At 39.6% G+C, this 18,080-nt stretch carries 19 protein-coding genes and 1 pseudogene; 11 read left to right on the top strand and 9 right to left on the bottom strand.

Features of this window, described 5'->3' with window-relative positions:
* Positions 1–350: 350 nt before the first annotated feature.
* From ACJROX_RS10605 to ACJROX_RS10620, 4 genes and pseudogenes are all read right to left on the bottom strand, one after another.
* Entirely contained in the window at positions 351–1,226 is an 876-nt protein-coding gene (locus tag ACJROX_RS10605) for a ClpXP adapter SpxH family protein (RefSeq protein ID WP_408011629.1), read from the bottom strand.
* 66 nt (positions 1,227–1,292) lie between these two features.
* Positions 1,293–1,676 (bottom strand): globin, encoded by a 384-nt coding sequence (locus ACJROX_RS10610; RefSeq protein WP_408010727.1) that lies wholly within the window; start codon positions 1,674–1,676, stop codon positions 1,293–1,295.
* A gap of 224 nt (positions 1,677–1,900) precedes the next feature.
* Positions 1,901–2,239, bottom strand: a pseudogene (locus ACJROX_RS10615) (lytic transglycosylase domain-containing protein); the annotation flags it as partial.
* 59 nt (positions 2,240–2,298) lie between these two features.
* Positions 2,299–2,877 (bottom strand): CYTH domain-containing protein, encoded by a 579-nt coding sequence (locus tag ACJROX_RS10620; RefSeq protein WP_408010728.1) that lies wholly within the window; start codon positions 2,875–2,877, stop codon positions 2,299–2,301.
* Between the two features lie 216 nt (positions 2,878–3,093).
* On the opposite strand from ACJROX_RS10620, the gene ACJROX_RS10625 reads away from it, so the two are divergent.
* Genes ACJROX_RS10625 through ACJROX_RS10640 form a run of 4 tightly spaced genes read left to right on the top strand, consistent with a single transcriptional unit; the run spans position 3,094 to position 5,925 of the window.
* Positions 3,094–3,483, top strand: coding sequence for a hypothetical protein (locus ACJROX_RS10625; RefSeq protein ID WP_408010729.1), 390 nt, complete (start codon positions 3,094–3,096; stop codon positions 3,481–3,483).
* A gap of 40 nt (positions 3,484–3,523) precedes the next feature.
* The gene (locus ACJROX_RS10630) at positions 3,524–4,141 is read left to right on the top strand and encodes a GTP pyrophosphokinase family protein (protein ID WP_408010730.1); all 618 of its coding nucleotides are present in this window, start codon (positions 3,524–3,526) and stop codon (positions 4,139–4,141) included.
* A gap of 43 nt (positions 4,142–4,184) precedes the next feature.
* Complete coding sequence (locus ACJROX_RS10635; protein WP_408010731.1) at positions 4,185–4,979, top strand: NAD kinase; 795 nt, start codon at positions 4,185–4,187, stop codon at positions 4,977–4,979.
* A gap of 43 nt (positions 4,980–5,022) precedes the next feature.
* Positions 5,023–5,925: an RluA family pseudouridine synthase gene (locus ACJROX_RS10640; RefSeq protein WP_408010732.1), complete on the top strand. Its 903-nt coding sequence runs from the start codon at positions 5,023–5,025 to the stop codon at positions 5,923–5,925.
* 57 nt (positions 5,926–5,982) lie between these two features.
* On the opposite strand, the gene ACJROX_RS10645 is transcribed toward ACJROX_RS10640, so the two are convergent.
* The 3 genes from ACJROX_RS10645 to ACJROX_RS10655 form a co-directional block, all read right to left on the bottom strand.
* Positions 5,983–6,186 (bottom strand): hypothetical protein, encoded by a 204-nt coding sequence (locus ACJROX_RS10645; protein ID WP_408010734.1) that lies wholly within the window; start codon positions 6,184–6,186, stop codon positions 5,983–5,985.
* A complete protein-coding gene (prpE, locus tag ACJROX_RS10650; RefSeq protein WP_408010735.1) occupies positions 6,186–6,929 on the bottom strand; it encodes a bis(5'-nucleosyl)-tetraphosphatase PrpE in 744 nt (247 codons plus the stop codon). Before prpE ends, ACJROX_RS10645 begins: the two co-directional genes overlap by 1 nt.
* Positions 6,930–7,024: 95 nt before the next feature.
* Positions 7,025–8,212, bottom strand: coding sequence for an FtsW/RodA/SpoVE family cell cycle protein (locus tag ACJROX_RS10655; RefSeq protein ID WP_408010736.1), 1,188 nt, complete (start codon positions 8,210–8,212; stop codon positions 7,025–7,027).
* 223 nt (positions 8,213–8,435) lie between these two features.
* On the opposite strand from ACJROX_RS10655, the gene mgtE reads away from it, so the two are divergent.
* From mgtE to ACJROX_RS10680, 5 genes are all read left to right on the top strand, one after another.
* Complete coding sequence (gene mgtE / locus ACJROX_RS10660) at positions 8,436–9,788, top strand: magnesium transporter (RefSeq protein WP_408010737.1); 1,353 nt, start codon at positions 8,436–8,438, stop codon at positions 9,786–9,788.
* Between the two features lie 18 nt (positions 9,789–9,806).
* A complete protein-coding gene (locus ACJROX_RS10665; protein ID WP_408010738.1) occupies positions 9,807–11,645 on the top strand; it encodes a monovalent cation:proton antiporter family protein in 1,839 nt (612 codons plus the stop codon).
* Between the two features lie 162 nt (positions 11,646–11,807).
* Positions 11,808–12,584, top strand: coding sequence for an enoyl-ACP reductase FabI (fabI, locus tag ACJROX_RS10670; protein ID WP_408010739.1), 777 nt, complete (start codon positions 11,808–11,810; stop codon positions 12,582–12,584).
* Between the two features lie 431 nt (positions 12,585–13,015).
* A complete protein-coding gene (locus ACJROX_RS10675) occupies positions 13,016–13,735 on the top strand; it encodes a glycosyltransferase (protein WP_408010741.1) in 720 nt (239 codons plus the stop codon).
* A 4-nt stretch (positions 13,736–13,739) separates the two neighbouring features.
* Entirely contained in the window at positions 13,740–14,462 is a 723-nt protein-coding gene (locus ACJROX_RS10680; RefSeq protein ID WP_408010742.1) for a glycosyltransferase, read from the top strand.
* A gap of 59 nt (positions 14,463–14,521) precedes the next feature.
* Here ACJROX_RS10680 and ACJROX_RS10685 read toward each other — a convergent pair whose 3' ends face one another.
* A complete protein-coding gene (locus ACJROX_RS10685) occupies positions 14,522–14,779 on the bottom strand; it encodes a hydrolase (protein WP_408010743.1) in 258 nt (85 codons plus the stop codon).
* A gap of 288 nt (positions 14,780–15,067) precedes the next feature.
* On the opposite strand from ACJROX_RS10685, the gene ACJROX_RS10690 reads away from it, so the two are divergent.
* Both ACJROX_RS10690 and ACJROX_RS10695 read left to right on the top strand, forming a co-directional pair.
* On the top strand, positions 15,068–16,003 hold the full coding sequence (locus tag ACJROX_RS10690; RefSeq protein WP_408010744.1) for a glycosyltransferase: 936 nt from the start codon (positions 15,068–15,070) through the stop codon (positions 16,001–16,003).
* Positions 16,000–16,752: a glycosyltransferase gene (locus ACJROX_RS10695; RefSeq protein ID WP_408010745.1), complete on the top strand. Its 753-nt coding sequence runs from the start codon at positions 16,000–16,002 to the stop codon at positions 16,750–16,752. The genes ACJROX_RS10690 and ACJROX_RS10695 overlap by 4 nt, the downstream gene beginning before the upstream one ends.
* A 195-nt stretch (positions 16,753–16,947) precedes the next feature.
* On the opposite strand, the gene ACJROX_RS10700 is transcribed toward ACJROX_RS10695, so the two are convergent.
* Positions 16,948–18,009 (bottom strand): glycosyltransferase family 4 protein, encoded by a 1,062-nt coding sequence (locus tag ACJROX_RS10700; RefSeq protein ID WP_408010746.1) that lies wholly within the window; start codon positions 18,007–18,009, stop codon positions 16,948–16,950.
* Between the last annotated feature and the right edge of the window lie 71 nt (positions 18,010–18,080).

Consider the following 18,080-nt stretch of genomic DNA (forward strand, 5'->3'; position numbering starts at 1 on the left):
ACTGATACAAAAAGCATAGGGGTAGCAATGTATAAGGGAAATATATTAAGGAAACCGAACACGACTAGTACGAAACTGATAATGACACTAATGATGCCAATCAATATACCAATTTGCATAATAGCAATCTCCTTTCGTTAACAGTTTATGAAAACAAGAAGGAAACATGCTATTTTTGAAATAAAAAAGAGATTGAATTTTGAGAGATAGCAGCAGAATTATCATTCTACAGTCAGGGCAGATTGCACTGATCAACGTATAAAAGGGATAATCTATTATGTCATCCCTGGCGGCTGGATAGAGGAAGATGATCGATTGAAGGCTTGGTTCATAGAGAAAAAGGGCCTGACTTATGAGTCAGCCCCGCCATTATATCTCCAGAAGGTACCATGCTTTACTGGCACCCGTTCGACTTTTTGCTGTAATACAAGTTTCTTAAGATGTTTTTCTACATCGCGTTCAGTCAGGTTATAAACTTCGGAAATTTCTTTTGTAGCCACGAATCTATATTTCTTAAGAAAATACTCCAACGGTGGTGGAGGACACTTTCTCGGTAACTCTCCAAGCAGTTCTTCTAAGATATGAACGTAGATCTCGTATGAGTACATTCCTGTTATTTTAATTCCCTCATCTGAAGTATCACTGAAAAAGACGAGAGAGGGCAGTTGATTGACTTCCATTTCTTGAGTTGTCTTCACGTCACATTGGAAGGCTTTGACTGCACTTTCTGATTGAAGATCTTTTTTAAATTCTTCTACATCCAAACCGGCTTCATCAGCACAACCTATTAATACGTCCAACTTCGTGATGTTCTGCTTTTGCAAGAACAATTCTTCTCTTAACTTTCTCAAGAAGCGTACACCGTTGGATTTACCCTGCAATTCAGCAGCTTTTACAGCAATCGAAGCGATATAAGGAGTTTGGATAGGGTCTTCATACCATACATCACCATCACAAGACATTCCGGATCGATTAGCGGTGATCTCCCATCTCTTGGCAACATCTTCTTTTGACGAAAAGCCCTTACGTTTTTGAAAAGAAGAATTCCAGTAATCAAGCGTTCCGCCCATTAAATGTCTCAGTCGGATGTGATTGCCGAATTCGATCTGCAACTTTTTTATGACAGGTTCTAAACCCCAGCATTCAGGACATAAGGGATCGACGAACGAGTATATTTCAATAGGGCGGTTCTTATACGAAGTTGGCAGTTCACACTCGCATTGGATCGGATTGTCAGCGTTAGGTAATTCAGTCTTATGTTTAGCCAATGGTTATTCTCCTTTCTATCGCTCTTATTCAGGATTGTTAACCATATGATAGGCCGTCATCGTCAAACGGCTGTAGATTTGTTCTTTATAGGGACTTTCCAGGTTGACTTCATCCATAGCTTCTTTCATACATGAAAGCCAGGCCTCGGCTCGACGTCTTGTAATCGGGAACGGCATATGTCTAGCGCGTAACATTGGATGCCCATGTTCTTCAGTATATAGTGGTGGTCCCCCTAAAAACTGACTCAGAAATTGTTTTTGCTTACGCATGGTTTCAGTTAAATCATCGGGAAAAATAGGGGCAAGCTCTGGATGGGCTTGTACACGAGGATAGAATGCCTCGACAAGCTTTTCAACCATCTCCTGGCCGCCGATCGCCTCAAACGGCGAAACATTATTTGAATTCATAAGTTGTTACCTACCTTATTTTGTACCATAAATAAAAAGTGTAATCACACATTCTACTTTCCAAGAAGTTATTACTTATTTTAGCAATGCCAAGATTGTTTCGGCAAACAATCTGATTTTCAGTTCATTTGAACTTGTATTGGGATTACTGGAATTAAGGAAAAATAAAAGAAACTCATAAAAAGATGAGTTTCTACTAATGATTATGGATATTTTCCTTTGCGTCAGACCCGTTGGTAGGTGGACATTACTTTGCTGACGTAATTTTTTGTTTCGGTAAACGGCGGAATTCCATTGTATCGATCGACATTCCCTGGTCCTGCATTATAAGCCGCTAGTGCATTTTGGATATTACCATCATAACGATCCAACATCTGTCTTAAATATTTGGCGCCACCCATGATGTTTTCTTCAGGATTATACGGATTCCTGACACCAAGACCTTCCGCGATTTTAGGCATCAGCTGCATCAGTCCCATCGCTCCTGCAGGGCTTGTACTTAAAGCATTGAAGTTCGATTCTTGTTTGATGACCGCTTCAATCAATTTAGGTTCGAGGTTATACCTTGCCGCGCTTAAGCCCGCGGAAAGGGAGTGAATTTCGCATATACCAACAATGAACTTTAAGTGAGCCTCCGATTAAAAAAGCGTTCGATCTTATTTGCAGTCTTCCGCTGAGGGATGTCATACGTTTCAAGGAGGTGCCAGAATTCTTTTTCACCTTGTTTTCGTTCACTGACTTCAAATTCCAACTCGAAATCTTCCGTTCCGAGATAAACGGAGTGATCGAACACAAGCAATCCAGACTTATACGTTTGCTCAGCTCTTGTTGTGACGAGTGAACCTAAACAACATAATTGGCCAGACTCGATTCCGAATGTTTCTTCAAGAAACTGAAGCATATCGCTAGATGTAACCGAATCACCATTTATTAGTCGTAGAGCATTTTCCTCACTGAGGTTTTCATGTGATTCCATCAATCCATCTTTATGGGGACGTTTCAGTGTAAATGTATAGGTGTCCTTTTTCTGCCGGATACGGAGGGCGCACCCCTTTTCTTTTAACGTAAATGTATCCGTATCAAAGTAATAGTTGGTTTGTTTTGTATAAGAGTCGTCTGTAATTGAAAAGGCGGAGGTCAGCTCCTTGAATTCTTCCTCAGTGACTAGATTCTTCAGTTCGATTTCAATTTCTTGTTTCATATATGGATCACCTCATACGAACATTGTTTTCGTGTCATTATCTCACAACTGGAATATGGCTACAATTTTAATATACTAATTAAAATATGGTACACTTAAAAAGGGTTCAACCAAGTCAACAAACGGTAAACGGCGAATTTCCAATGTCTAATTCGTTGACTACTTGAACTTTAAACAGTAAAGGATATATATCGATTCATTTTTAGGAGGATCATAATGACTACAAGATTAGAAGTTACATCAAGTGAAATTTTTGAAGATAAGGTAGAGTTTGTATGCAACAGTGAAAATATTGCAGGAGAGGTTGCATTAGAACCTTCAGAGCAAGTATTGGTCGATTCTGATTCTTTATCTTTCATCTATATCTTAGAAACTCCAGATAGCTTCATCTACGTATCTTTTCCAAAAGAGAGTTGGACTGACTTGAAAACGGTCATCACAAATGAGAAAGATGCAATTTTGAAATTGTCTAACCATGAACCGATCCTTTTGAAAGGAATTAAAGGGGAATTGGAGTATCTTATCGAAAACATTTCTGGCAATGCAAATTACGGAAACGAAATGATGACTAGCGTTGAGGAGATCTTCCAACCAATAAACGGATGACATAAAGAGCTTCCGAAAAAATAGATTCGGTGGTGGTTAGATGGAATGGGATGTATTCTTGAACCCTTATAAACAATCAGTCGAAGAACTGAAGGTGAAATTTAAGGGGGTCCGTGAACAATATATCATCGAAAATAAACACTCCCCGATTGAATTTGTGACAGGAAGGGTTAAACCTGTGGCAAGCATTTTAGATAAGACAAAGCGTAAGAACATTTCACTCGATGATATCGAAACTGAAATCCAAGACATCGCTGGTATCAGGATCATGTGCCAGTTTGTAGATGATATTAGTACAGTCATCAACATGCTTAAGAAACGGAAGGATCTAGAAGTGATCGAAGAGAGGGACTATGTCAATCATAAAAAACCAAGCGGATATCGTTCCTTCCACGTCGTCATTTCATATCCAGTCCAAACCGTAAACGGCGAAAAGAAAATCTTAGTGGAAATACAAATCCGGACCCTTGCCATGAACTTCTGGGCGACAATTGAACATTCTTTAAATTATAAATATGCTGGTGCGATCCCGACAAATATCCAACAACGATTACAACGAGCTGCCGAAGCAGCGTTCCGCTTGGACGAGGAAATGTCCCTTATAAAAGGGGAAATACAAGAAGCCCAGAAAATATTCGAGCAAAAAGAACAACGGTGATATACATAGAGTAGGAATTTTGAAGGTAAGGAAGCGATGTTCAATGAATTTTTCGATAATCTCAAAAGGTGACGAGAAATCAGCTAAACTTGAAAAGCGGATCAAATCTTATCTGCAAGACTTTGATCTGGTATGGAATGAGGAAGAGCCGGATATTGTCATCTCCATTGGAGGCGATGGAACACTCCTTCACGCTTTCCATCACTATATTGAACGCGTCGATCAGACTGCATTCGTAGGAGTGCATACAGGACATCTTGGATTTTATGCCGATTGGACGCCAAGTGAGGTAGAAAAGCTTGTCATCCATATTGCGAAGACACCTTTCCAAATCGTCGAATATCCTCTTCTTGAGGTGACGGTACGTTATCTAGACGAAGATAAAGAAAGCCGGTATTTAGCGATGAATGAGTGTACGGTCAAAAGTGTTGAGGGGTCCCTCGTCATGAATGTAGAAATTAAAGGAGAGGAATTTGAAACATTCAGAGGCGATGGGTTGTGTATCTCTACACCTTCGGGAAGTACAGCCTATAATAAAGCCTTAGGAGGAGCAATCATCCATCCTTCGCTTCCATCAATCCAGTTGGCAGAGATGGCTTCGATCAACAATCGGGTGTTCCGTACGGTCGGATCCCCACTCGTTTTGCCGCAGCATCATACATGTATGTTAAAGCCAGTGAATGATGTTGATTTCCATATTACGATCGACCATCTATTCTTACTCCATGAAAAAGTGAAATCGATCCAATGCCGTGTTGCTGAAGAAAAGGTAAGATTTGCGAGATTCCGTCCGTTTCCATTCTGGAAGCGTGTAAGGGAATCATTCGTCAAAGAATGATAAGACTTGTTAAATTGGTGTTTGCTAGAGGAGACGTAGCATCATGACACAATTACAATTCACTTGGACTGTTGGGAAATCGTCCAGCGGAAAGCTTCTAAGAGAGTATCTTCTCGGCGAAAAGTTCATATCAAGACAAGCGCTCACTGACATCAAGTATGCGGGTGGCGCTCTTTTTGTAAACGCTAAGCCAGTGACGGTCCGATATCCGCTTAAAGAAGGGGATCGGGTCACTGTATGTTTCCCGAATGAAGAAGTCAGCGAATCTATGGTCCCAGTCAATATCCCGCTTTCGATTATATATGAAGATGAGCACTTCTTAGCGGTGAACAAACCTCCTGAGATGCCGACGATTCCGTCAAAGTTCCGGAGTACAGACTCTCTCGCACAAGCGGTACTGTTCTATTATCAGCAAAAAGGCATATATTCTACGATTCATGCAGTCAATCGGCTTGACCGTAATACGTCTGGCATCGTTTTGTTCGCTAAACATCGCTACGGCCATTCCTTGTTATCACGGTTGCAAAAAAGCGGTGAAATGAAACGGACGTATATTGCTCTTTGTCATGGTGTTCCTGTAAAAACACAAGGAATGATTGAACAGCCAATCGGAAGAAAAGAAGGAAGTATCATCGAGCGATGTGTGCGCGAAGACGGTCAACATGCGAAAACGCATTTTGAAGTATTAAAATCCTTTGGGGAATACGCAATGGTCCGTTTGAAGCTTGAAACTGGACGAACCCACCAAATCAGGGTCCATATGTCATCTATCGGGCATCCATTATTGGGAGATGATCTCTATGGAGGCAATGATATCTTTATAAAGAGGCAGGCTCTTCATAGTCAAACTCTGCAATTCGGCCATCCTTTCCTGGAACATTTGATAGAGATAGAGGCGTCAATCCCGGATGACATGTCACGCTTGATAGATGAAGGGGAAAAATAATAGTAGAGATGTCCCCAAAGCCTTTACAACAACCTTTAGGGGACAACAGAGACCTTATTAACTGAAAAACATTGAAAATCGGCTTCCTTTTACCCGGATAACGGAACGGATGCCCTGTAATGTCCATAAATACCATATATTGTAATGGGTGCCGGAATAGATGTCCGGTAAAAACAAATTCATGCCCATCTTATAAAACAGTCGACCACTTTTCAAACGGCCTCTACTTTGTCTGTATTCGCCTGTTTTGACCCCCTTCATCAATCTTCAAACGACCTGAATTTCTCTTCCACATACGGCATTCCAGAAGGTACGGAAACTGTCTGATCCTCTGGATAACGATAGGCAGTGAGGGATCCGCCGAAAACGCAACCTGTATCGATATTGATCGTGTTCCCGATGCGTCTTGGTTTTGAAACTGGGGTATGGCCGTAAACGATGATCCTTTGCCCTTTATAACTTTGAGCCCAATCTCTACGTACAGGCATACCATTATCATGTCGTTCTCCTGTAATATCTCCGTATAGAACAAAGGTCCGTACCCGTTTATGTGTGTGGCCGATGAAATCCTCCTTAATACCTGCATGAGCAACAATCAGCTTGGTATCATCAAGCTGGAGATACAGAGGAGCCTCTTCAAACAATTCCTTGAACATGCTTGAAATTTCCGCCTTTTCACTCTGTGGCAATACCTTGAATTCAGCAACAGTGGTTTCAAGACCATGACGGATTTGTACATCTCTTCCTAAAAAATAACGATACAATTTATCACAATGGTTTCCAGGTGAATAGAGCGCGATACCTTGCATTACAAATCTATATACGAGACGGATTACTTTTATAGAATCAGGACCGCGATCAGTCAAATCACCAAGAAACACAAGCTGACGGTTATCAGGGGGAAGATGGTTCCCGTTTTCATCTTTTCTATAGCCCAATTCGTCAATCAGCTGGATCAATTCGCTATAACAACCATGGATATCTCCGATGACATCATACTTCATTCTTTTTCTCACTCCACCTAATTCGTTCTACTTCCTATTAGTATATTTTAAAATAACAAAAATAAATGAAAAAAGCACCTTGAGAAAGGTGCTTTTTAGTCAAACATATATTTTCTTGTCCTTGAACGAACATTTAATACGAGGCCGATGGCGATCATACTTGCTAAAATCGAACTTCCTCCATAACTGATGAATGGAAGGGGGATCCCGGTGATTGGAAGTAATCCGATGACCATTCCAATGTTCTGGAAAACCTGGAATGTAATCATACCGATGACCCCGGCACATAAATAACTTCCAAATGGATCATTGCTTTCTAAAGCAGCATGGATGATTCGATAAATCAATAAGAAGAACAGGGAGATGACAAAACTTGTGCCCATGAACCCAAACTCCTCACCAATTACAGAAAAGATGAAATCTGTCTGTGCTTCTGGGAAGTAGACATTACCTTCACCGAACCCTTTTCCATATAATTGGCCGGACCCGATCGCCAATAAAGATTTTACGAGCTGGAACCCGAATCCTTGCTCGAATTCATAGGGTTGAAGCCATCCATAAAAGCGGTTCAACTGATATTCATCATGTAAGATATATTCAATCAATAATTCAGGGTTATACATATAGATGGCAACTAATCCCCCGATGCCCATCAATGAAATCAGCAAAAGGAGAAGGATAATTCGCCATCTGATGCCGGAAACTAATAAAAGACTCGCAATTATTGCAAAAAAGACGAGTGTTGTTCCAAGGTCAGGCTGCAGCATTACTAAAAATACTGGTGGTATCGAAATTAAGATGATCTTTCCAAGCAATAAAAAGTCTTCTTGTATGGATCTATCGATATATCTTTCGTTATGAAGTGTAATCGCATTGGCAATTGAAATGATGAGCGCCACCTTCATCAGCTCTGATGGCTGGAAGGCGATTCCTCCATATCTATACCAACTTTGAGCACCGTTGATATAGGGAACGATCGCTTCCTTCGTCCCAGCATTCGGGTCAACTAATGGAATCAGTACAATTCCAAGCAATAATAAGATCCCAAATCCATAAATGTACCAAGACAGTTTAAGGAATTGATCAAAATCAAGGATCATGACGACCGCAATGGCCCCAAATCCTACCGCATACCAGACTAACTGCTTCACAACGAAGTTGCCTTCATATTGTCCTACAGCACTATATATCGCAATACAGCTTGAACAGATTAAAAGAAATAAGATGAAAAGTAAGTTATAATCAATTTGTTGAAATGGAGTTTCTCTCTCTGGATTCGTCATAAGCTTTCCCTGCCTTAAAAAACTAGTTCATTGAAAATAATAACATTTTTTATGATAACGAACTATAAATAGTTTGAAAATGAGTCTTTAATCGCTTTTAAAATTGACAATCTTGGAACGCTTTTTTACTATTAGTGAGTCGTGGAAAATATTTTTTGTCAAATAAGCGATAAAAGAAGCTTATACTTGGTTGAATCACCCTAACTGAGAGGGGGAGAAGGACATGGAACAAGAACTGAATAACGAATTCAAGCATGTGGTGGAAGCCTTGAAAAAAGAGGATATCGATCTTTTCAGGGGAAAATTCTTAGAGATGCACCCTTACGATCAAACTCGTTTGTTCTCAGATTTGGAAGACAATGAAAGGATGCGTCTTTATGGTTACCTTTCACCAGAAGAAATGGCTGATATATTTGAAAAAATAGATCTTGAAGATACAAAAAGCTATCTGTTTGAAATGGAGCCCTTCTATGCTGCAAAAATGCTTGGGGACATGTACGCTGATGACGCCGTAGACGTATTGAATGATCTGGAGGCTGAACAGTTAGCCAGCTACTTGACGATCATGGATAATGAAGCGGCTCAGGAGATCAAAGAGCTCTTACATTATGAAGAGAAAACTGCCGGTAGTATCATGACAACGGAGTTCGTAGCAATCGGAGCCAACCAGACGGTGACTCAGGCGATGCAAATTCTTAGAAAAGAAGCTCCCGATGCGGAAACGATTTACTATGTATTCGTAGTTGATGAAAATAAAAAACTGGTCGGGGTCATATCCTTAAGGGACTTGATCATCGCTGAAGAAGACACACTAGTAACCGACGTGATGAATGAACGCGTAGTAGCGATTTCTGTTGGAGAAGACCAGGAAGAAGCGGCTCGTATGATGAAAGACTATGACTTCCTTGCATTGCCGGTTGTCGATTTTCAAAATCATCTACTGGGGATTATTACAGTCGATGATATTGTCGATGTCATCGATGAAGAGGCTTCGGAAGACTATTCAAAATTAGCTGCAGTTTCCGATATGGATTCTGCTGACCGGAGTCCGATGCAGGCAGCAAAAAGACGATTACCTTGGCTTATCATATTATTGTTTCTCGGCATGATAACAGCAAGTCTGATCGGACAATTTGAAGAAACCTTGAATCAAGTTGCCATTTTAGCCGTATTCATCCCTTTGATCGCTGGTATGGCAGGGAATACAGGGACTCAAGCGTTAGCAGTTGCGGTAAGAGGGATTGCGACAGGGGATACGGATAAACAAGATGTTCGGAGCCTTGTTTTGAGGGAAGCAGGTACAGGTGTAATCACTGGTACTTCTTGTGGGTTGGTGATCATGATCGTCGTATTTTTGTGGAAAGATTCGATCTATTTAGGATTGCTCGTCGGTGCGTCAATCTTCCTTACTTTGATCATTGCCACTCTAGCTGGAGCTCTTATCCCGCTCCTCATGCACAAAATGAAAATTGATCCAGCAGTAGCATCTGGTCCTTTCATTACTACAATCAATGATATTATCAGTGTCTTGATCTATTTTGGCTTAGCTTCGACATTCATCAATTATTTTACGTAAACGAAACAGGAGGAAAGTATGGAAGAGCATGTATCATTTACTTCATTAATAGTCGTTATTTTAACCGCTTTTCTCACACCCATCCTATTGAAGAAATTGAGACTGTCGATCATTCCAGTGGTGGTAGCTGAAATCATTGCCGGTCTGATCATCGGAAAGACAGGTTTCAATTTAGTACAGCCTGATGAGTGGATCACCATCCTCTCAAGCCTTGGATTTATATTTCTCATGTTCTTAAGTGGATTGGAAATTGATTTCAGCGTATTTTCGAGTAATAAAAATCGAGTGACGTTACCTTCAGGGAAGGTGGAACCGAACCGTTTTCTCGTTTCAATCATCGTGTTCGGGTTCATTCTGATCCTATCGTTTGTATTGTCATGGTTGCTCGTGTTATTCGACTTTACAAGCAATGCCTATTTCATGTGCCTTGTCATTTCGACGATATCCCTTGGTGTTGTCGTCCCAACATTGAAAGAAACCGGGATCATGAAATCAGGAATCGGCCAAATCATCCTGATTGTCACAGTCATTGCTGATCTTGTGACGATGATCCTATTGGCGGTTTTCGTTTCTTTATATGAAGGCGGCGGAAACATGTGGCTGTTGTTATTGCTATTCTGTGCAGGAATTCTTCTCTATTTCATCGGCAAATTCTTTAAACAGAGCACCTTTTTTGAAACCTTGTCGACAGGCACTGTTCAGATTGGAATGAGAGCCGTATTCGCCTTGATTATCCTTTTGGTCGGGTTGTCTGAACAAGTCGGAGCAGAAAGTATTCTCGGCGCTTTCCTTGCCGGAGTGCTTGTATCCTTGTTAGCACCTAACCGTGAAATGGTAAGACAATTGGATTCATTCGGGTATGGGTTCTTGATTCCGATCTTTTTCGTTATGGTAGGGGTAGAGCTGGACCTCTGGGCTTTATTCAGTGATCCGAGGATCGTCATTCTGATTCCATTATTGTTCATTGCCTTATTGATTTCCAAGCTGGTTCCTGTCCTGTATCTGAAAAAGTGGTTTGACTGGAATACAATCATAGGTTCTGGCTTCTTGCTGACAGCGACTTTATCTCTAGTGGTCGCAGCTGCCAAGATCGGGGAGCGTATCGGGGTCATTGATAACCAAATGTCGTCAGCTCTGATCCTGCTTGCTGTCATCACTTGTATTGTTACGCCAATCGTGTTCAAAAAGGTATTCCCTTTGAAACAGGTTGCTTCGAAAACAAAGAAGGTCAACGTTATTGGGGCGAACCAATTGACATTAAGGCTGCCGTTGGAACTTGATCCGAACCTGTTCAACACAACACTATACCATACGAAACAAGAAAAGCTTGAGGAAGGTATAGGAACTAACTTTGAAGTGAACGAAGTGGATGATTATGAAATAGAAAGATTGCTTCAAGACGATGTATTCAATACAGATGTACTGGTTGTAACGACAGGTAACGATACGATCAACGCCAAGATCGCATCCTATGCAAAAGAAACTGGAATCGATCGTGTCATAACGAGGATTGAAACATCAAAGCTAAGCGCTGAACTGAAAGAAAAAGACGTTGAGGTGTTTTCATCACTATTATCCGCTAAGACCATCCTAAGGTCGATGATTGAGACTCCTGATGTCGCGAAACTGATCATCGGCCAAGAGAACCGGTTATATCAAGTGAACGTCCAAAACAATAAATATGTTGGAATGATGCTTCGGAACTTCCCATTCATGGGAAATGCGATTATCATCCGAATTTTCAGGGGGAATGAATCCATTGTCCCTCACGGAGATACAGAACTTCAACTGCATGATCATCTGATCGTGACAGGAAGCAAAGAAAGCATCCAGGAATTAAGGAATGCTTTATCGTAATATAGTCATAAGAGTGTCAGACGCCCTGGCTGAACCATCAAATGGAAGAGCAGGGTGCCGACACTTTTCTTTTTATAGAGTGACTGCTATACTCTAATTAGGACTAGGTCATAAGAACAAACGTTAATGTCAATAATGTAAATATGTAAAGGAGGACCATTCATGAATTTATCATTAGAAAACCGTACATATGTGGTCATGGGAGTAGCGAATAAGAGGAGTATCGCATGGGGAATCGCGCGATCATTGAGTAATGCTGGAGCACGCCTTGTTTTCACGTATGCTGGTGAACGTTTTGAAAAAGGAGTACGTGATCTTGCTGAGTCTCTTGATCGGAAGGATTCTCTTGTCATTCCCTGTGATGTTACAGATGATGAACAAATCAAAGGTGCTTTCGCACGGATCAAGGAAGAAGTCGGAGTCATCCATGGACTGGCCCATTGTATCGCATTCGCTAATGTTGATGAACTAAAGGGAGAATATTTGAACACGACGCGAGACGGGTTCCTTTTGGCTCACAATATCAGCTCTTACTCACTCACAGCTGTAGCTAAGGAAGCGCGCGGACTGATGACTGAAGGCGGATCGATCGTTACGATGACGTATCTTGGCGGTGAGCGTGTCGTATCGAACTATAACGTCATGGGTGTTGCCAAAGCTTCTCTTGATGCAAGCGTAAAGTATCTTGCCAATGATTTAGGTAAAGATGGAATAAGAGTCAACGCGATTTCCGCAGGTCCTATCCGTACACTTGCTGCTAAAGGAGTAGGTGATTTCAACAGTATATTGAAAGAAATCGAGGAAAGGGCTCCACTTCGGCGCACCACAACCACAGAAGAAGTCGGCGATACGGCTCTTTACTTGATGAGTGATCTATCCAGAGGACTAACTGGTGAAATCCTTCATATCGACAGCGGCTACCACCTCTTAGCTAGATAATTAAGATTAAAGGGTTGACCTAAAAGAATAGTGGCAGAAAACCTACCAGACGATGTTTTTTCAAAATGTTGTTTGTAACGGAGAGATTCAGGCACTTAAGGATCAACCCTTTTTTGATCTAAATGAGAGTAACAGCTTTTCCTTCCTAAATAGAATTACCAATCTCACTCATTCCCTTCCATTTAAGTTCCGCTTCAAGGGATATACCTGTTATGACGTCCCTCTCTATGACTATCTCCTCTACAAATAATAAAGTATACATATGCACAAATAAAATAAAGTCTAATATCTTAATTCTAAAGTGTGTTATAATTTTTATCTTTTAGGCGGTGAAGGTTGCGAAGGAATTTGTTTCACTAGCTGGTTTTCATTTCAAAAGAATTCCTGACTCTAACCTGATAAATTAACTTTTACTGCCAGGAAGGGGAAATATGGTATCAGTCATTACTTGTACGATGAGAGAATCCTGTCTTGAAAATGTATTCCGTAATTATGAAAGGCAGCAGTTGGATGAAAAAGAACTGATCATTGTATTGACCAAGAAAGAAATGGATATGAGGAAATGGGAGAAGGAAGCAAAGAAATATAAAAACGTCTCCGTTTTCCAAGTGACCGATGGTTCTTCCTTAGGGAAATGTCTGAACTTCGCTGTAAAGAAAGCAAAATATGATGTGATTGCAAACTTTGATGATGATGACTATTACACTTCTGATTACTTGAAGGCATCATTAATTACAATGATGGAAACGAATGCACAAGTCATTGGGAAGACGACAATTTACTTATATCTGCCGGAAAGAAAGGTTTTGGCTATATTCAATTCGAATAATGAACATCAATATGTAAACGATCAGGATAGTATAGGTAAACAGTATGTAGGGGGTGCGACATTAGTATTCAAACGTCATGTATTGAATAAGGTTCTGTTTCGGAATCAGACCCAGGAGGTTGACAGATTATTCTGTAAGGATTGTGTGAGGGAAGGATTCCGGGTATACTCTGCTGGCAGAGAGAATTTCGTCTATTTACGTAAAGAAGCCAGTGACACACATACCTGGAAAGTCCAGAACGACATTATCCTGAATGTTTGTAAGATTGTTGCCTACACGGATGACTTTAAACCCTATATCACTAGAAAAGAGGGGGGATAATTCGTTGATCAGCGTTATTACATGTACGAATAAAGAGGATTGTTTACCTACTATACTTGAAAACTATAAGAGACAAACATGGAAGGATAAGGAACTGATTATTGTCTTGAACAAAGATTCACTCAGCCTTTCAGAATGGAAAAAACAAATAGCCGATGACCCAACTATTAAAGTTTTTCAAATAGACGAGGATACTACACTTGGAGAATGTTTGAATGCAGCAGTGGTTGAATCCAGATACGAATTCATTGCAAAATTCGATGATGATGATTACTACACGGAAGATTACTTGACTCGTAGTATGGAAACATTAGAGAAAAGTAAAGCAAGGGTTGTCGGGAAAACCACCATTTATATGTACTTTGAAGAAGATCGAACACTACATGTTTTCAACCCATACAAATTTGCTAGAGAGGAAGATCGAAAGACAGAAAAGCAATTTAACCCAAAGGTATTGATGGGAGGAACACTTCTGTTCGAAAAGAGTGTAAATGCCATTATACCTTTCCAGGCTTGTAATACAGGTGAAGATTCGAAGTTTTGTGAAGACTGTATTGGACATGGTATTCCAATTTACTCAGGTACTAAAGATAATTACGTTTACATTCGGAAGTCTATGGATGCTCATACCTGGCAGATAGAAAACAAAAAGCTAAAAAAGTTTTGTACACCAATTATTGAAACAGAGGATTTCCGTTCATATGTGAATAATACAAAAGATAATTAACTTTAAGAAAAAACCTGATTTGTCAGCCAAATCAGGTTTTTCTGATCAAGGAATATGAGTTAGGTTAGGATCCGGATCGCGTCGACTTTACGACAATCGACAATGAAAGGATAATCATTATCTAAGAAAGTAGCACAGCAAGTTTTTTTATCAAAGCATGCAAAAGTCAATGCCAAAAACTCTTCTCCATCAATGATTAAGTCAACTTCTTCGCCGGCACGCAATTTTCTCAATTGATCACAGACACATCCATCGCATTTATCGTCTCTAATACCAGCAACGTCTTTACATCCGCAATCTTTATCAAATAAACTCATTTTTTTTCCTCCTTTTAAAAAAATGTGTATGCACCCCAAAATGCATATTAGAAAGGGTTACTATACTATATTGCACTGGATGTCCTTTTGAATGGGTCAAGACCTACTACTATCAAAAATGGTTGTTAGCCTTGTCCGCATGTGACTATTTGTTAATAGGTGTATGATTGTCCATAGCATCTCATCCTTTGGCTTCATACATATAAGTAACCATCTATGTATTTAGTAGATTTTGAAAAACAATACCTCAACTGAGTCATCTTCAATTCTAATTTGGGATGAGTGGATATGAAAAAAAGACTGAAAATTCTATTTATAACCTGTCATATGGAGTCTTATATTGAAAAAAGTACTTACTATTTAGGAGAAGAGCTAAAAAAATCATGCAATCTGACATATTGGTATAAAGATGGAAAGCTACCGGACATTATAAATCAACTGCAACAACCCCCGGACTTTATCTTATTCAATGATCAGAGACCGAATTATTGTCCTCGAATCCGAAACATTGATAGAGTCCTTATTCCCAAAGGAACACTTGTTCACGATATCCATTATCGTAAAGGTTGGAGAAAGAAGTTCTATCAAAAAAACCAAATCGAACACTTATTCGTCCAATATCGGTATGCATTCCTAAAATGGTATCCAGAATTTCAAAATCAGATGATCTGGTTGCCTCATCACGTACCAGGTCATATATTCAAAGATTTAAAATTACAAAAGGATATCAATCTATTGATGCTAGGAAGTCTCATTAAAGGTTTTTATCCATTAAGGGTTCAAATGTTCAACCAGCTCTCAAAGAGACCTGACTTCCGTTATTTCCAACACCCAGGTTATCGGAACATCCAATCCCAAAAGGCTATTATAGGTGAAAACTATGCAAAATTGATGAACCGTTCTAAAATCTTTCTTACATGTGATTCAGTGTATAAATACCCTCTTTTAAAATACTTTGAATCTCTAGGATGCGGTACGTTACTGCTTGCACCTGGTTCCAAGGAGCTTCAAGAATTGGGATTCGTAAATGGAGAAACATTTGTTGAAGTGAATGAAAAGGATTTCTTAGAGAAAGTGAACTTTTATTTGAGAAATGAAGATCTTCGTAATCAAATCATAACTAATGGGAAGAAATTGATACAACAAAGGCATACCACAGAAATACGGGCCAGGCAACTCCTCAGACATATTGAAAGGATCATTAAAAATAAGAAAGGAGGATGAATGAGATTACACCTAAAGTTTCAATCATCATTCCGTTTTATAATTGTAGGTATATTGATAGGGCTATTGAGAGTGCTTTACAACAAACATACGAAAACTGTGAAGTTGTTGTCGTTGACGATGGATCAACACAACATGTTGACCGGATCACTCCTTATAAGGGGAAAATCACTTATATACGCAAACAAAATGGGGGCACCGCAAGTGCATTGAACCAGGGAATCCTTCATGCCAAGGGAGATTATTTTTCTTGGCTAAGTTCTGATGATCTATACCACCCTGAAAAAGTTAAACAGCAACTTCAGTTCATGTTGAAGCATGATACAATAATTTCCTATGGAAATTATCATTTAATAGATGAAAGGGATCGGACTACTAGTGGTTCTGTTGGAGTCGGATTTACTGATAAGTGGCATTTCTTAAGAAGGATGATCTCTGGTTGTGTAATAAATGGATGTACGGTCATGGCAAAGATAGACGCTCTCAAAGCAGTTGGACTGTTCGATGAATCATTGTTTTATACGCATGATTATGAACTTTGGTTAAGGTTGATCCCGAAATATGATTTCCATTATTTCCCCGATCCGTTAGTATTTTACCGGATTCATGGAAATATGGGGTCAAAAATTCATAAAAAAGCCATCGGGTATGAAATTAACACTGTAAAGAGAAGATATCGTAAACAAATGCGTAAATTGATCAATGTCATTACAAAAGAAAAAAGAAATATGTTTAAAAAAACTAATTAAAGCTGACTTGAAGAGACTATATCTTCATAAAGTCAGCTTTATTTTTTTACATTAAAGAAAGTATAAAAATGTTGTTTCGATGAAGGAATGTCTAGCTCCGACGCCCAACCACTTGGATCACTTCAGTCCTCCTACGGCGGCTACAGCCTCCTCGTCGGACTTCCAGTGACCTTCGTGGTTGAACAGGGCGTTTTCTTAGAGCCTCCAATACATTTTCATAAATTCATCAGCATAATTTTCAAGTGAAAAAATACTTCTGATACGGTTATAACCATTCCTTGTAAGCCTTTTTCGTAAATTAGCATTCTTCATTATTCGCTCTGCTTTTAATATGGCATCTTCGATAGAACTCTGACTTATGATCATACCTGTAACATTGTTTTCTACAATACTCCTTATACCATCTGAATCAGTGGTGAGGATCGGACAACCACAACTCATCGCCTCAACAAGTGTATAGCCGAATCCCTCAATTCCAGAGGTGGAACACAACAACCCTCCTGAATCTGCTATTTGAGAATAATAACCGGGCATCAATTCATTTCTTATATTTTTATAGACAGTAAGGTTATGGGATAGATTCCATTTGTCAATCTTCCTTGTAAAAAGATTCTTCTGTGATAGTTCAAAAAGCGAATCATCGATGAACATCCAAAGTTTAATATTACCGTTCCGTTCAATCAATCTTTTACCGATTTCCAGGAAAAGATCCCATTTCTTATTTTTCTCAATACGGCCAACCCAACCGGCTATTGGAGATATCGTTTTTGCTACAGGAACATGATGAAAGCTGTTTACATCGAAGCAATTGTGAAATGAAAATAACGGAAGAGCAGAGAAGTATTTTTTTGCAAGTTGAATTAAGTGTGCTGTTTTTGGTATGAGGATCGCATCAGCTGCTTTTGTGATGGTCGTTTTATGCCTGATGAAGAATCGTTCGGTAAACCTGTAATCACCAAGGCCTTGCAATTCAAAAACAAGTTTTCCAACATATCCAGATCTTTTTATCGATCGAAGTAATTGATGATCCGTACAAACGACGATTAGATCATACTCTTCCTTTTTGACTAATGCTAATATTTCAGATGTTTTTTTCATTAGAAACGTCTTGATACCTGTAATGTTGGGATGACCTGATCCTTGTTCCTTGTATAACAAATGGCATTCGATTCCAGCTTGACTAAGCGCTTTGCTCCGATGCCGATTCAATGTTTCCATCCCGCCACTGGATATAAAGTAGGTAAATAATACTTTCATTCTTTTCTTCTCCCATCTGCTATTTGAATTATAAGTATATATATGAAAATATCATCTCGAATAATAACAGG

Source organism: Pseudalkalibacillus sp. A8, assembly GCF_045920555.1.
Lineage (GTDB): Bacteria > Bacillota > Bacilli > Bacillales > Fictibacillaceae > Pseudalkalibacillus.

Excerpts from the sequence above, each read along its gene's own strand:
- ACJROX_RS10690 (WP_408010744.1), top strand. The coding sequence starts at position 15,068 with ATGAAAAAAAGACTGAAAATTCTATTTATAACCTGTCATATGGAGTCT.
- ACJROX_RS10685 (WP_408010743.1), bottom strand. The coding sequence starts at position 14,779 with ATGAGTTTATTTGATAAAGATTGCGGATGTAAAGACGTTGCTGGTATT.
- ACJROX_RS10665 (WP_408010738.1), top strand. The coding sequence starts at position 9,807 with ATGGAAGAGCATGTATCATTTACTTCATTAATAGTCGTTATTTTAACC.
- ACJROX_RS10700 (WP_408010746.1), bottom strand. The coding sequence starts at position 18,009 with ATGAAAGTATTATTTACCTACTTTATATCCAGTGGCGGGATGGAAACA.
- ACJROX_RS10625 (WP_408010729.1), top strand. The coding sequence starts at position 3,094 with ATGACTACAAGATTAGAAGTTACATCAAGTGAAATTTTTGAAGATAAG.
- prpE (WP_408010735.1), bottom strand. The coding sequence starts at position 6,929 with ATGAAGTATGATGTCATCGGAGATATCCATGGTTGTTATAGCGAATTG.
- ACJROX_RS10655 (WP_408010736.1), bottom strand. The coding sequence starts at position 8,212 with ATGACGAATCCAGAGAGAGAAACTCCATTTCAACAAATTGATTATAAC.
- ACJROX_RS10675 (WP_408010741.1), top strand. The coding sequence starts at position 13,016 with ATGGTATCAGTCATTACTTGTACGATGAGAGAATCCTGTCTTGAAAAT.
- mgtE (WP_408010737.1), top strand. The coding sequence starts at position 8,436 with ATGGAACAAGAACTGAATAACGAATTCAAGCATGTGGTGGAAGCCTTG.
- fabI (WP_408010739.1), top strand. The coding sequence starts at position 11,808 with ATGAATTTATCATTAGAAAACCGTACATATGTGGTCATGGGAGTAGCG.
- ACJROX_RS10635 (WP_408010731.1), top strand. The coding sequence starts at position 4,185 with ATGAATTTTTCGATAATCTCAAAAGGTGACGAGAAATCAGCTAAACTT.
- ACJROX_RS10640 (WP_408010732.1), top strand. The coding sequence starts at position 5,023 with ATGACACAATTACAATTCACTTGGACTGTTGGGAAATCGTCCAGCGGA.
- ACJROX_RS10630 (WP_408010730.1), top strand. The coding sequence starts at position 3,524 with ATGGAATGGGATGTATTCTTGAACCCTTATAAACAATCAGTCGAAGAA.
- ACJROX_RS10610 (WP_408010727.1), bottom strand. The coding sequence starts at position 1,676 with ATGAATTCAAATAATGTTTCGCCGTTTGAGGCGATCGGCGGCCAGGAG.
- ACJROX_RS10620 (WP_408010728.1), bottom strand. The coding sequence starts at position 2,877 with ATGAAACAAGAAATTGAAATCGAACTGAAGAATCTAGTCACTGAGGAA.
- ACJROX_RS10645 (WP_408010734.1), bottom strand. The coding sequence starts at position 6,186 with ATGAAGGGGGTCAAAACAGGCGAATACAGACAAAGTAGAGGCCGTTTG.
- ACJROX_RS10695 (WP_408010745.1), top strand. The coding sequence starts at position 16,000 with ATGAATGAGATTACACCTAAAGTTTCAATCATCATTCCGTTTTATAAT.